Consider the following 13272-nt stretch of genomic DNA (forward strand, 5'->3'; position numbering starts at 1 on the left):
TATCCGTTGTTGTACCTCAATGTGAGCGGGTGCTGTCCCACCCGGCGAGGAACATCATGGCGGCGCCGTGCTCCCGGAACGTGCGCTGGCTCGATCGGTGGCGGTCGGAGTAATTTCCCATCATGGTCAAATTACGTTCCGCCGGATGGGCAGGCGTCCTTCCGCGCAAGGCCGTCAGCTTATCCGTCGCCGGAGTCATCGCTGTCGGGTCGCCGATCGGACTCGGCTCGTCGTTCGCGAACGCGTCGACTTCGAACGCGCCTCCCAATGCCGTCATCACCTGGGACAGAAACGCCCAGACAGCGATATGGGACATTGCCGGCCAGCAACCGCAGGTCCAGGCGCGCAGCTTCGCAATGGTGCACGGAGCCGTTTACGACGCCGTAAACGCGATCGCCGGCACTCCCTATCAGCCGTATCTGATCGCGCCGCCTGCCGACGGGACCGAGTCGACGGACGCGGCCGTCGCGACCGCGGGCTTCCTTGTGCTGAACGCTCTGTTCCCGGAACAGCAAGCGAGGCTGAAGACGCAGTACGACGAGGCGCTGGCCGTGATCCCCGACGGTACCGCCAAGCAGCGCGGAATCACCGTGGGCACTCAGGCGGCCTCTGCGATGAACGCCGCACGGCAGAACGACGGAGCGTTCGGAAACCAGACCTGGACTGTGGGCACCCAGCCCGGTCAGTGGCGGCCGGCTCCACCCACGTTCGCCTCCGACGGAGCCTGGGTCGGTGACCTCAAACCGTTCCTCATCCGCAGCGCCTCCATGTTCCGCACGTCCGGCCCGCCATCGCTCACCAGCCACCGGTACGCCCGGGACTTCAACGAGGTCAAGACCATCGGTTCGGCGACCAGTACGGTCAGGACGTCCGACCAGACACAAGCCGCGATCTGGTGGCACGACCGGCACCTGGCCGAATGGGAGATCAAGCGCCAGCTGGCGACGAAGCGGCAACTGAACACGTTGCAGACGGCGCGGATGTTCGCGATGGTCGACCTGGCCGAAGCCGACGCCACGATCGCCTGCTACAACGAGAAGGCAGCGTGGACCTTCTGGCGGCCGGTCACGGCGATCCGCCTGGCCGACACGGACGGAAATCCGGGAACGGCGGCCGATCCCGACTGGACGCCATTGCTCGTCACACCACCGCACCCCGACTACACGTCCGGACATACCTGCTTCACAGCGGCCAGCATGTCGGCGTTGGCGTATTTCTTCGGCCGCAACGACATCCCCTTCAGCGGATACAGCGCCGCCTCGGGTACCACCAGGTATTTCCGCAGTTTCTCGCAGGCGCTCGCCGAGGTCATCGAAGCCCGTATCTGGGGCGGAATCCATACCCGAACGGCGGACATCGAAGGCGCGAAAATCGGCAAGAAGGTCACTGCTTACATGGTCGCGCACTACTTCAAACCGAAGGAGTAATGACCTGCTCTTCACCCTGAAGTGGCGAGCTTCAGGGGGCAGCTCTTGCGGTAGGGCAGGGCCGGGATGTAGGCCGTGAAAGCGATCGACTGGAGCTGCCCTGTATGCGGATCCTGACCTTTACCGGCGTCGAGTAGCGTGCCGAGGCTCGTTCCCGTGGTCGGATCAACAACTGCCCCCTCCCGGGCTCAGCGTGCCGTCGGCGGCGGTCCGGCAGCTCGGGTCGCCCGCGGTGACCGTCGCGCCGGATCAGGGGATCGCCGGGCGGGTGGCCGTCGGCAGGCCGAGCCGGGTCGCCACCGCCGCCGCCAGCTCGTCCGGCGACAGCGCCACCTCCAGCACCATCCCCGACTCCTCCGGGCCGAGGTGCTCCAGGATCGCCCGCTGTGAGTCGAACAGGCCGGGCGACATGTAGTGGTCGGTACGGCGGGTCAACCGGTCCCGGATCAGCGTCGCGGGCCCGTCCAGGAGGACGAACTCCACCTCCGGCGGGCCCTGCCGCAGCACGTCCCGGTAGGAGCGCTTGAGCGCCGAGCACGCCAGCACCGTGGAGACGCCCTCGGCGTGCCGGGCGGCCATCCAGGCGGCCAGGTCACGCAGCCACGGCCAGCGGTCCGCGTCGTCCAGCGGGATGCCGGCGCGCATCCGCGCCACGTTCGCCTCCGGGTGGAACTCGTCCGCCTCGGCGAACCGCAGCCCGGTCAGCTCGCTGATCCTGCGGGCCACGGTCGTCTTGCCCGCGCCCGACACGCCCATGACCACGATGTGCCGGGTGCGCCGCCGCTCACCAGTCATGGACGGTGCCGTCCTTGAGCCGGTTGAACGGCAGGTACGCCGGCTGGTACGGGAACCGCGCCGCGGCCTCCTCGTCGAGATCCACGCCGAGCCCCGGCAGCTCGCCGGGGTGCAGGTAGCCGTCGCTGAAGCTGAACGACTGCCGGAACACCTCGTTGGTCGCCTGGCCGTGCTGCATGTACTCCTGGATGCCGAAGTTGTGGATCGCCAGGTCCAGGTGCAGGGCGGCGGCCATGCCGACCGGAGAGATGTCGGTCGGGCCGTGGATGCCGGACTTGATCTGGTACTGGGCGGCGTAGTCGAGCAGCTTGCGCATGGCCGTGATCCCGCCGGTGTGGGTGACGGCGGAGCGGACGTAGTCGATGAGCTGCTCGCGGATCAGGGTCTGGTAGTCCCACACGGTGTTGAAGATCTCCCCGATGGCCAGCGGGGTGGTCGTGTGCTGACGGACCAGGCGCAGCGCCTCCTGGTTCTCCGCCGGGGTGCAGTCCTCCAGCCAGAACAGGTCGTACGGCTCGAGGGCCTTGCCGAGCTTGGCGGCCTGGATGGGGGTCATCCGGTGGTGCCCGTCGTGCAGCAGCGGCAGCTCGGGGCCGAACTCGTTGCGCACCGCCTCGAAGACGCCGGGCAGGTGGCGCAGGTAGGCGCGGGTGTCCCAGTCCTCTTCCGCGGGCAGCGCGGTGCGCTGGGCGGGCTCGTAGTCGTACCGCTTGCCCTCGGCACTGGGCTGGGCGGCCACTCCGTACACGGCGTTGATGCCCGGTACGGAGGTCTGCACCCGCAGCGACCGGTACCCCATCTCCAGGTGCCGCCGGATCGAGTCGAACAGCTCCGGCAGGTCCCGGCCCGACGCGTGCCCGTACGCCATGATCCCGGTCCGGGAGGCGCCGCCGAGCAGTTGGTAGAGCGGCATCCCGGCGGCCTTGGCCTTGATGTCCCACAGCGCCACGTCCACGGCCGCGATGGCGGCCATGGTGACGGGCCCGCGCCGCCAGTAGGCGGAGCGGTAGAGGAACTGCCAGGTGTCCTCGATGCGATGCGGGTCCCGGCCGATCAGCAACGGGACCACGTGGTCGGCCAGGTACGACGCGACCGCCAGCTCACGCCCGTTGAGGGTGCCGTCGCCCAGCCCGGTGATCCCCTCGTCTGTCGTGATCTTGAGGGTGACGAAGTTGCGGTCGGGGCTGGTCACGATGACGTCCGCTGCGATGATCTTCACGCGGGTGCCTTTCTCACGTCGGCGGTGCGTTCGGGGGGTCATGGTCACCATTCCGCGTACGAACCGTCCCGGTGCCGCCAGACGGGGCTGCGCCAGGCGTGTCCCTTCTTGTCGGCGGCGCGGACCGCCTGATCGTCGATCTCGATGCCCAGGCCGGGCGCGGTGAGCCGCTCGACGTATCCGTTCACGAAGGTCAGCGGGGTCTTGTCGAGGCAGTAGTCGAGCACCTCGGCGCCACGGTTGTAGTGGATGCCGATGCTCTGCTCCTGGATCAGGTAGTTCGGGGCGGCGAAGCCGACTTGGAGGCAGGCCGCGAGGGCGATCGGGCCGAGCGGGCAGTGCGGGGCGAGCTGCACGTCGTACACCTCGGCGAGGGTGGCGATCTTGCGGACCTCGGTGATGCCGCCGGCGTGCGAGAGGTCCGGCTGGGCGACCGCGATGCCGGCCTGGAAGACCGGCAGGAACTCCTGCCGGCTGTAGAGCCGCTCCCCGGTCGAGACCGGGGTCGTCGTCGAGCGGACGAACTCGCCGATGAGGTGCGAGTTCTCCGGTACGACCGGCTCCTCCAGGAACAGCGGCCGGTACGGCTCCAGCAGCGGCGCCACCCGGCGGGCGTTGGCCAGGGTGAAGCGCCCGTGGAAGTCGATGGCCACGTCGCGGTGGTCGCCGAGCACCTCGCGGGCGGCCGCCACCCGGGCGACCACGCCGTCCAGCTCGGCGACCGAGGCGACCGGGCTCATCGCGCCGGAGGCGTTCATCTTCACCGCGGTGAGCCCGGCCTCGAGCTGGGCGGCGATGTGATCGCGGACCTCGCTGGGCTCGTCGCCGCCGACCCAGCCGTACACCCGGATCCGGTCCCGGACCGGACCGCCGAGCAGTTGGTGCACGGGGGCGCCGAAGTGCTTGCCGGCGATGTCCCAGAGGGCCTGGTCGAGCCCTGCCACGGCACTGGCCAGGATCGGGCCGCCCCGGTAGAACGAGCCCTTGGTCAGCACCTGCCAGTGGTCCTCGATGCGTAGCGCGTCCCGGCCGATCAGCAGCTCCGCGAGCTGCTCGACGGCGGTGCGGACGGTCTCGGAGCGCCCCTCGCAGGTGGCCTCGCCCCAGCCGACGATCCCGGAGTCGGTCTCCACCCGGACGAAGAGCCAGCGGGGGGCGACGAGGAAGGTCTCCACGCGCGCGATGGTCGTCATGCCGGTCAGCCCTTCGTCGCGCCGGCGGTGAGGCCGGAGACCACGTACTTCTGCACGAACAGAGCGATCACCATGATCGGCACGGTGACCACGGTGGCCGCGGCCATCAGGCCGCCCCAGTCGATGCTGGCGTACCCGACGAAGTCGAAGATCGCCACGGGCAGGGTCTTGGTGTCGGCGTCGGAGAGCACGAGCGCGAACATGAAGTTGTTCCAGGAGAAGATGAAGGACAGGATCCCGGCGGTGGCGATGCCCGGCACCGCCAGCGGCAGGGTGATGCGCCGGAACGCGCCGACGTGGGTCAGCCCGTCCACCAGCGCCGCCTCCTCCAGCTCCTCGGGCAGGCTGTCGAAGTAGCCCATCATGATGTAGACCACCAGCGGCAGCGCGACGAACATGTGGCTGATGATCAGCACCCCGAAGCCGCCGACCATCTTCAGGTTGGAGAAGACGTAGTACCAGGGCACCAGCAGCGAGACGCCGGGGATGACCCGGGCCATCAGCACCACCAGCGCGGACTTCTTCATGTTGAACCGGCTCATCGAGTACGCGGCCGGCACGCCGAGGATCAGCGAGGCCACCGTGGCGGCGAACGCCACCCAGAGGCTGTTGACGATGAACTCGACGTAGTTCGCCTGCTGGAGCACCTTGGCGTAGTTGTCCATGGTGGGCGAGAAGGCCAGCGCCTTGCCCGGGTCGTAGATGTCGACGTTGGTCTTGAACGACGCGGAGACCATCCAGAGCAGCGGTGCGACCAGCGAGAGCACCACGATGGTGAGCGCCACCACCCGGAACACCTGGTACGCGGGCCGGGCCTTCATCGCTGCGCCTCCTTGCGCCGGGCGGTCAGGGCCCACATGGCCCCGATGATGATCAGGAAGAAGAGGATGAGGACGGTGGAGGAGACGCCGTACTCGTTGTAGTCGAAGCTGAGGCCGTAGGCGTACACGTTCAGCGTCTCGACCTCGTGGAACGAACCGCCGCCGCGGCCCTTCGTGGCGTACAGGACGTCGAAGGTCTTGAGCGCGTCGATGCCGCGCAGCAGGACCGCCACCGTCAGCGTGGGCATCAGCAGCGGCAGGGTGACGTGCCGGAACCGCTGCCAGGTGCTGGCGCCGTCGATGTGCGCCGCCTCCTGCGGCTCGTCCGACAGCGAGGTGAGCCCGGCGAGCAGGATCAGCACCACCATCGGCGTCCACTGCCACACGTCGATGAAGATCGTGGTGGCCAGGGCCGTGTGCTGGCCGGCCAGCCACGGCTGCGGCCCGATGCCGAACCAGCCGAGGAGCTGGTTGGCCATGCCGATGTTCGGGTCGAAGATGAGCCGCCACATCATGCCGACCGCGACCGGAGTGGCCACGAGCGGCATGAGGATGGCGACCCGGACCCACCGCTGCCCCTTGAACGGCCGCCAGAGCAGCAGCGCGATCGCCATCCCGAGGACCACCTCGAACAGCAGCGCGACGACGGTGAACGTGGCGGTCCGCCCGACCGCGGGCCAGAACCGCTCGGTGTCCGTCAGGACGTCGAGGTAGTTCCGCAGGCCCACGAACTCGCTCTCCGCGCGGACGGATCCCTCGGCGTCGGTCAGGCTGAGGTAGCCGGTCCAGGCCAGGGGGAACACGAGCAGCGCGGCGACGAAGACCATCGCGGGCGCGGCGAAGAGCCATTTGCGGTGGGCGTCCACCCAGCGCAGCCAGCCGGGCGTGCCGGGGGCGGCGGGGGCGCCGCGCGGCGCCTTGGTGGTCGGTGTGGTGATCGTTGCCATGGGGACTCCAGGGGTCGGCGGGTGCCGCTTACTTGGCCTCGTCGTCCAGGAACTTCTGGAACGCGGCGTTGGCCGTGTCGGCGGCCGCCGCGGCGTCCTTGCCGGTGATCGCGTCGACGATCGGCTGGCCCACGATCTCGCGGGACTCGGCGACCTTCACGACCAGCGGCCGGTCATGACCCACCCCGTCCTTGGTGCTGGCCGCGATGGCCTCCACCAGGTCCTTCGGGAAGGTCGAGGTGCTCTCCGGGTTGGCCCACACGGAGGTGCGGGCGCCCGGCACGCCGGACTTCTGCTGGGCGAGCGTCTGCGCCTTGCCGGTGGCCCACTCGATGAACTTCCAGGCGTTGGCGGTGTTCTCCGAGCTGGAGTTGACGCCCAGCGCCCACGACGGGATGTTGTACGGCTTCGAACCGCCCGGGCCGGCCGGGAACGGCGCGAAGCCGACGTTGTCCGAGACCTTGGACTTGGCCGGGTCGGTGGCGTTCTTGTAGAGCGAGTTGGCCTCGGTGTAGAAGGCGGCCTTGCCCTGGGTGAAGATGGCCATCGCCTCGGGCCAGCCCATGTCGGTGCTGACGTTCGCCGGGCCGGAGTCCTTGATCAGCCCGCCGTAGTAGGCGTACGCCTGCTTGGCCGCCTCGCTGCCGACCGCGGCCTTGCCGCTGCCGTCGACGAAGTCGCCGCCGAAGCTGTACAGGAAGCTGGAGAACTGGGTGACCGCCGGCGACTTGCCGGTACGGGCGACGAACCCGGCCATGTCCGGCTCGGCCGCCTTGATCTTGGCGGCGGCGGCCTTGAGCTCGTCGAGGGTCTTCGGCGGGGCGCTCAGGCCGGCCTTGGCGAGCAGGTCCTTGCGGTAGTAGAGGACCTCCTGCTCGGTGATGATGGGGACACCGACCGGCTTGCCCTCGTACGTGGTGGCCTCCACCGGGCCGGCCTGGAAGTCGCCGAAGTCCCAGTCCTTGTTGGCCTTCACCTGGTCCGACAGGTCGGCCAGGTACTTGTTCTTGGCGAAGAGCCTGCCCTCCTGCAGGGGGCGGTACATCATCACGTCGATGTCGGACGAGCCGGCGTTCAGCTTGACGTTGTACTGGTCGGAGAGCTGGTCCTCGCCGAGCTGGGTGATCTCGGCCTTGAGCCCGGTCTGCTTCTCGAACTCGGGCAGGGACTTCTTGATGTTGTCGGTCCACACGTGGTTGGCCAGGGTGATCCGGACCGTCTTGGACCCGCCGCCGTCACCGCCACCGCCACAGGCGGACAGCCCTATGGCGGCCACCACGGCCAGAGATGTACCGAATATCGCGCGACGTCGCACGTCAATCCCGCCTTCCTGTCATGGTCGCCGCTCCCCGGAAGAGCGCCACATGCTCGTAACATCTGCTTAATGCCGGGATGCTAGGACAAAAAAGCTGACTTATTCAAGAGTCAGCCTTCAACTGATATGTTCTATGCCGTGAATCAGTCCTCCCCGGGGGCCGCCCCCACTCGGCCCGCCCTTGCGGAGGCTGGGTTGCACGCACGGGTCCTCGACCACCTCGGCACCGCCATCTGCAGCGGCGACGTGGCCGCCGGCTCGGTCCTGAGCATCGAAGACCTGGTCGACCGCTACCAGGTCTCCCGCTCGGTGATCCGCGAGGTGCTGCGGGTGCTCGCGTCCATGGGGCTCATCGAGACCCGGCGCCGGGTCGGGATCATGATCCAGCCTCCCGGGGTGTGGAGCGTCTTCGATCCGCAGGTGATCCGCTGGCGGCTCGCCTCGGAGGGGCGGATGGCGCAGCTGCGCTCGATCACCGAGCTGCGGACCGCGATCGAGCCGCACGCCGCCTGGCTGGCCGCCGGGCGGGTCGACCACGACGAGGCGAGCGAGCTGGTCGGGCTCGCGGCCAAGATGTGGGCCGCCGGGAAGGCCGGCGACGAGGCCCGCTTCCTCGACCTGGACATCGACTTCCACCGGCGGGTGCTGGCCGCCTCCGGCAACGAGATGTTCGCGAAGCTGCAGCTGATCGTCGCCGAGGTGCTGGCCGGCCGGCACCACTACCACCTGATGCCTCACTACCCGGACGAGGAGGCGCTGCAGCTGCACACCGACGTGGCCCAGGCGATCCAGCGGCGCGACGGCGATCGCGCCCGAAAGGCCATGGTGGGGATCATGGAGCAGGGGTTCGCCGAGATGAAGTCGCTGTGGGAGCGGACCGCCGAGCCGGGCGGCGCCTGACCGGCGGCCTTCGCGTCAGTGCGCGGCGTTCGATCTTGACCTGGTACTGGCGGCCCGCCTCGTTGGTGTGCCGTTCAGGAGTTGTCGTCGCGTCGATCGGGGCGGGCGTGGGCGGCGAGCGCGAGTCCTGTCAGACCCAGCAGAGCGCCCAGCGCGCTGACGCGCGGGTCCGCCCGGTCCACGATGAGGGGATACACGGTCATGGCGATGGCGGAGCCGGCGGCCAGCAGCACACCGGCCCACCGCAGCAGTCGTCGTGACATGGGCGTTCCGCCCTCCGGCCAGGCGAGGGGCTGGTCAGGCGGGGTCGAGGGCGTCGGTGTCGCCGACGTGGAGGCGTACGACGCCGCTGACGTAGCGGCCGCCCTTGACGTCGCCGGGCACGACCAGGCGCGGGCCTTCCTCGTCCAGTTTCGCGCCGTCCTGGGTGACGGCGAGCAGCACCTTCTTGCCGGAGAAGGCCGGGTCGAGCTCGGCCCAGGCGAGGGCGGCGCGGTAGCCGTCGGAGCCGGTGGCGGTGACGACCAGGCGTAGCTGCGCGTTCTTGACGTCGGGGTCGATGCGCGGCTCGGTCAGCTGGAGGACGTCGGACAGCAGCGGGCCGGTGAAGGTGTGCTTCTCCGCGCCGTGGGAGGTCTGGTAGCGCACGCGGACGGTGTGCTGCGGCAGGCCGCGCAACCGCGCCATGGTGAACGAACGCGGACGGTTGACCTGGCCGCGCACCTTGACCGTCCCGGCGGCGGCCTGCCGGACGGAGGAGGGGCCTGCGGCGGCCTGCTGGGTGGAGGACGGGCCTGCGGCGGTTGCGGCCGTGGCCGGGGCGGCGGGTGTGAGCGTGGCCAGCAGGGCGGTGGCGAGCGCGGACGCGACGGCCCGGCGGCGGGGTGAACCGATACTCACGAGGGTGCTCTCCGATCTCGTGGATGCCATGGCAGAACCGTAGATCATGCCGCTGCTGCGGCGAAAGCCGGGTATTCAGGCTCGAATGTGCGGAGGGTATCGTGAGAGCTTGTGACGACGTTTCGGATCAGCGAGGCCGCGGCGCTGCTCGGGGTCAGCGCCGACACGGTCCGCCGGTGGGTGGACGCGGGTCGGCTGGGGGCCGAGCGGGACGAGCACGGTCATCGGCAGGTGAACGGCGCCGACCTGGCCGCCTTCGCCCGCTCGCAGATCGAGGAGAGCGGCGACGGCAGCCGCTCCTCGGCGCGTAACCGCTTCCGCGGGATCGTGACCGAGGTGATCCGCGATGCGGTGATGGCGCAGGTGGAGATCGCCGCCGGGCCGTTCCGGGTGGTGTCGCTGATGAGCCGCCAGGCCGCGGACGAGCTGGGCCTGGAGGTGGGAGTGGTGGCGGTCGCCGTGATCAAGTCCACCAACGTCGTCGTGGAGATTCCCGGTCACGAGCGCGTGGCCAGTTACTTGTGAGGAGCCCCCTGTGGTGTTCAGGCGTCTTTCCCGATGGGCGATTGCCCTGCCCGTCGCATTCGCGCTGGCGGGCCTGGCCGGTTGCGGCTCCGGCGGACCGGCCACGTCCACGGCCACGGCCGGGGCCTCGTCGGCCCCGGCCGCCGGTGGCGGGGCCAAGGAGGTGACGGTGTTCGCGGCGGCGTCGCTTACCGGGACGTTCACCGAGCTCGGCAAGACCTTCGAGGCCGCGCACCCGGGTACGACGGTGAAGTTCAACTTCGGCTCCAGCGCGACGCTGGCCCAGCAGATCACCCAAGGGGCTCCGGCGGACGTGTTCGCCGCGGCGAGCCCGGCCACGATGAAGACGGTGACCGACGCGTCGCTGGCGAGTTCGCCGACCACGTTCGTGCGCAACAAGCTGATGATCGCCGTGCCGAAGGACAATCCGGCCAAGGTGGACGAGCTGAAGGATCTGGCCGACAGCAAGGTGAAGGTGGCCTTGTGCGCCGAGCAGGTGCCGTGCGGGGCGGCGGCGATCAAGGCGCTGGACGCGGCCGGGCTCAAGGTCACGCCGGTGACGCTGGAGCAGGACGTCAAGGCCACGCTGACCAAGGTCGAGTTGGGTGAGGTGGACGCGGCGCTGGTCTACAAGACCGACGTGATCGCGTCGGCGGGCAAGGTCCAGGGCATCGCCTTCCCCGAGGCCGACAAGGCGATCAACGACTATCCGATCGCCACCCTGGCCAAGGCTCCGGCGGGTGACCTGGCCAAGCAGTTCGTGGACCTGGTGGTGTCGCAGCAGGGCAAGGATGTGCTGACCAAGGCCGGCTTCGAGGCCCCCTGATCGGGATGAGCTCTTGGGCGCCGGAGCAACTCGACCCGGCGAGCCTGCGCGGCGGGCTCGCCGGGCGTCCGGCCGGTCCGCATGCCGGGCTCCCCGGGCGTCCGGCCGGTCCGCATGCCGGGCTCCCCGGGCGTCCGGCGGGTCCGCGTGGTGGGCTCGCCGGGCGTTCAGTCGCGGGTCGCGAGGTCTCCGGGCGGCTGCCGTGGATGTGGGTGAGCGCGCCATGACCCTCGACGCCCGGCCGGTGGTCAGCCGGCCCGCCTTCATTCTCGACATCGCGTCGGCCAAGGCCGCCGAGACCCGCGCCTACCCCGCATGAACGAGCTCCCGCCGGACGGCCGCCACGACTGCAACGCCATCTGCCTCGGCGGACCCTGCCACGGTCTCCTCACCCACGTCGACCAGGACATCGGCATCCTGACCGTCCCCGTGCCGCGCCTCTCACCGGACGAGCCCGAGACGTGCGCCCGCTACCGCATCACCCGCGAACGGGTGCGCTACTTCGGCCAGGCCGAGCCGTACATCGCCCTGCACTGGGCCGACCCGCCATGCTCGTGCGGCCTGGACTCATAACCCGGTGCGCACCTGGCTTGTGGCACCGCGGCCCGGAGACGCAGTACTCATCTGCGAGGTCGAATCAGCTTCCTCATGGCGGATGAGAGGGAAAGGTGGCGACCGACGCCGCTTGTGAGTCCCCAGACCTCTTGCCTTCTTCCGCCGTCAGTAGTCTCATAGGGACTACCAAGCGCCGGCTCGGGCGGCCAAGCCAGGCCCCGGGCGAGCGCACGTTCATCGACAGGAAGCCGACGCTGATGACGGTGACCTTGGACAAGAGCGTCGAAGACTTCGTGGCGACACCTCGGCGGCTCTTCATCGACGGCCGGTGGGTGGACGCCGCCTCCGGCAGGACCTTCGCCACCCCGAACCCCGCCACCGGCCGCCCGCTCGCCCAGGTGGCCGAGGCCGACGCCGAGGACGTCGAACGCGCCGTGCGGGCCGCCCGCCGCGCCATCTGGACCCGCGACATCTCCAAGGCGCACGCCCTGGCGAGCAAGCTCCGGGCGGGCACCGTCTGGATCAACTGCTACAACGTCTTCGACGCGGCCCTGCCGTTCGGCGGCTACAAGCAGTCCGGCTGGGGGCGGGAGATGGGTCACGAGGTGCTGGAGGCGTACACCGAGGTGAAGGCGGTGTGCACCCAGCTGTAGAGGACCTCCCGGGCTCGGGATTGGCGGACCCGGGAAACGAGGGGTGGGCGCGAGCGGCGCGCTGCCAGGCGGGAACCTGCACGCCGCCGGCCGCGCCCACCTCTTCTCATGACCGGCCAGCTCATGCCCAGGGTCGGCGCCTGCCGCGCGAGCGTCTCCAGGTTTCCGCCTCCGGCGGAGATCGCCTTGACCCGGAACCGGTCGCGGTCGCGCTCGATGACGTCGATCGCCTGAGTGCCGACGGACCCCGTCGATCCCAGGAGGACCAGGCTACGGGGCTCGTGGAAGGCAGAAGCGATGATCGGCATGCTAGCCGCGACCTCAGAGCTGGCCGTGGGCGGGCTCGACCCAGCTGAGCACGACGAACGGGGCGGCACACGAAGGATGGTGGACACGACCCGCCGTGACCCGATAGGGGGCGCCGCGCGTCGAGCCGTCCGCCTCGAACGCGAAGACCTCCACGACGCCGACGTCCTGGTCGATGCGGGTCAGCATGCCGTCGTGCGGGCCGCCGACGCAGATGGCGTTCGGGACGGGTCTCATCCCGGGCGACACCCTAAGGTGCCGGCCTCGTTCTCCCTCACAGAGCAGTCCTCCGCAGCCGTGGCTAGTCAATGCGAGACTACTTGGCGACCCTCTGACGCCCGCGACTGGCCCTACCCTTGAGCCTGTGAATCCTCGTGTCCTGTCGCTCACCGAGTGGATCGTGCTCGCGCTCGTGGCAGAGGGGCCCACGTACGGCTTCGCCGTCGCGAGGCTCACCGCTCCCACCGGTGCCGTCGGCGCGATCTGGCAGGTGCCGCGGCCTCGGGTCTACCGCGCGCTCGATCGGCTCGCCGACCTGTCCCTCATCGAGCCGTGCGGCAAGGAGCGGGGGCAGGGCGGTCCACAGCGTACGGTATTCACCGCCACGCCAGCCGGGACGTCGGCCGTGAACGGCTGGCTGATATGCCCGGTCGAGCACATCCGCGACATCCGTACCGAGTTCCTGATCAAGTTCGCCCTGCTCCAGCGATCCGGTGCGGACCCGCGCCCGCTGCTGGACGCGCAGGCGGAGCGCATCGAGCCGATCATCGGCAGCCTGCGCAGGCAGCGGGACCAGGCGCATGGGTTCGACCACGTCGTGGCCGCCTGGCGGTATGAGACGGCCGAGGCGGCGCTGCGCCTGATGCACACGGCCCGGCACTGACAGAGCG

The 13272-nt window shown here is 69.6% G+C and carries 17 protein-coding genes; 7 read left to right on the forward strand and 10 right to left on the reverse strand.

From position 1 onward, the window contains the following. The first annotated feature begins 122 nt into the window (after positions 1-122). On the forward strand, positions 123-1427 hold the full coding sequence (locus AB0L65_RS42220) for a vanadium-dependent haloperoxidase (RefSeq protein WP_364257952.1): 1305 nt from the start codon (positions 123-125) through the stop codon (positions 1425-1427). A 249-nt stretch (positions 1428-1676) separates the two neighbouring features. Here AB0L65_RS42220 and AB0L65_RS42225 read toward each other — a convergent pair whose 3' ends face one another. Genes AB0L65_RS42225 through AB0L65_RS42250 form a run of 6 tightly spaced genes read right to left on the reverse strand, consistent with a single transcriptional unit; the run spans position 1677 to position 7681 of the window. Continuing rightward, complete coding sequence (locus AB0L65_RS42225) at positions 1677-2222, reverse strand: gluconokinase (RefSeq protein WP_364257955.1); 546 nt, start codon at positions 2220-2222, stop codon at positions 1677-1679. Further along, positions 2212-3441: a D-mannonate dehydratase ManD gene (gene manD / locus AB0L65_RS42230; RefSeq protein ID WP_364257958.1), complete on the reverse strand. Its 1230-nt coding sequence runs from the start codon at positions 3439-3441 to the stop codon at positions 2212-2214. The genes AB0L65_RS42225 and manD overlap by 11 nt, the downstream gene beginning before the upstream one ends. 44 nt (positions 3442-3485) lie before the next feature. Then, positions 3486-4634, reverse strand: a complete 1149-nt coding sequence (gene dgoD / locus AB0L65_RS42235; protein ID WP_364257961.1) for a galactonate dehydratase — start codon at positions 4632-4634, stop codon at positions 3486-3488. A 5-nt stretch (positions 4635-4639) separates the two neighbouring features. Beyond that, on the reverse strand, positions 4640-5455 hold the full coding sequence (locus AB0L65_RS42240) for a carbohydrate ABC transporter permease (protein WP_350735505.1): 816 nt from the start codon (positions 5453-5455) through the stop codon (positions 4640-4642). Continuing rightward, positions 5452-6402, reverse strand: a complete 951-nt coding sequence (locus AB0L65_RS42245; protein WP_364257964.1) for a sugar ABC transporter permease — start codon at positions 6400-6402, stop codon at positions 5452-5454. Before AB0L65_RS42245 ends, AB0L65_RS42240 begins: the two co-directional genes overlap by 4 nt. 28 nt (positions 6403-6430) lie before the next feature. Then, positions 6431-7681 (reverse strand): sugar ABC transporter substrate-binding protein, encoded by a 1251-nt coding sequence (locus AB0L65_RS42250; RefSeq protein ID WP_364257967.1) that lies wholly within the window; start codon positions 7679-7681, stop codon positions 6431-6433. Positions 7682-7912: 231 nt separating this feature from the next. Between AB0L65_RS42250 and AB0L65_RS42255 the strand changes: the two genes are divergently transcribed. Further along, on the forward strand, positions 7913-8617 hold the full coding sequence (locus AB0L65_RS42255) for an FCD domain-containing protein (RefSeq protein ID WP_364257970.1): 705 nt from the start codon (positions 7913-7915) through the stop codon (positions 8615-8617). 74 nt (positions 8618-8691) lie between these two features. Here the strand turns inward: AB0L65_RS42255 and AB0L65_RS42260 are convergent, their stop codons facing one another. Both AB0L65_RS42260 and AB0L65_RS42265 read right to left on the reverse strand, forming a co-directional pair. Then, positions 8692-8880 (reverse strand): hypothetical protein, encoded by a 189-nt coding sequence (locus AB0L65_RS42260; protein WP_364257973.1) that lies wholly within the window; start codon positions 8878-8880, stop codon positions 8692-8694. 34 nt (positions 8881-8914) lie between these two features. Next, complete coding sequence (locus tag AB0L65_RS42265) at positions 8915-9547, reverse strand: molybdopterin-dependent oxidoreductase (RefSeq protein ID WP_364257976.1); 633 nt, start codon at positions 9545-9547, stop codon at positions 8915-8917. An 81-nt stretch (positions 9548-9628) separates the two neighbouring features. Here AB0L65_RS42265 and AB0L65_RS42270 point away from each other — a divergent pair, with 81 nt between their 5' ends. The 4 genes from AB0L65_RS42270 (at position 9629) to AB0L65_RS42285 (ending at position 12076) form a co-directional block, all read left to right on the forward strand. Then, a complete protein-coding gene (locus AB0L65_RS42270; RefSeq protein WP_364257979.1) occupies positions 9629-10042 on the forward strand; it encodes a helix-turn-helix transcriptional regulator in 414 nt (137 codons plus the stop codon). A gap of 13 nt (positions 10043-10055) precedes the next feature. Continuing rightward, on the forward strand, positions 10056-10868 hold the full coding sequence (gene modA / locus AB0L65_RS42275; protein WP_364257982.1) for a molybdate ABC transporter substrate-binding protein: 813 nt from the start codon (positions 10056-10058) through the stop codon (positions 10866-10868). A 315-nt stretch (positions 10869-11183) separates the two neighbouring features. Continuing rightward, positions 11184-11441 (forward strand): hypothetical protein, encoded by a 258-nt coding sequence (locus AB0L65_RS42280; RefSeq protein WP_350735482.1) that lies wholly within the window; start codon positions 11184-11186, stop codon positions 11439-11441. Between the two features lie 239 nt (positions 11442-11680). Continuing rightward, positions 11681-12076, forward strand: a complete 396-nt coding sequence (locus AB0L65_RS42285) for an aldehyde dehydrogenase family protein (protein WP_364257985.1) — start codon at positions 11681-11683, stop codon at positions 12074-12076. Here the strand turns inward: AB0L65_RS42285 and AB0L65_RS42290 are convergent. Further along, a complete protein-coding gene (locus AB0L65_RS42290; RefSeq protein WP_364257988.1) occupies positions 12022-12384 on the reverse strand; it encodes a hypothetical protein in 363 nt (120 codons plus the stop codon). The genes AB0L65_RS42285 and AB0L65_RS42290 overlap by 55 nt on opposite strands. Before the next feature lie 13 nt (positions 12385-12397). Continuing rightward, positions 12398-12619, reverse strand: a complete 222-nt coding sequence (locus tag AB0L65_RS42295; protein WP_363975334.1) for a hypothetical protein — start codon at positions 12617-12619, stop codon at positions 12398-12400. A gap of 127 nt (positions 12620-12746) precedes the next feature. Between AB0L65_RS42295 and AB0L65_RS42300 the strand changes: the two genes are divergently transcribed. Beyond that, the gene (locus AB0L65_RS42300; protein WP_364257991.1) at positions 12747-13265 is read left to right on the forward strand and encodes a helix-turn-helix transcriptional regulator; all 519 of its coding nucleotides are present in this window, start codon (positions 12747-12749) and stop codon (positions 13263-13265) included. Positions 13266-13272: the final 7 nt, after the last annotated feature.

Origin of the sequence: Nonomuraea sp. NPDC052116, assembly GCF_040680035.1 — a bacterium.
GTDB lineage: Bacteria > Actinomycetota > Actinomycetes > Streptosporangiales > Streptosporangiaceae > Nonomuraea > Nonomuraea angiospora_A.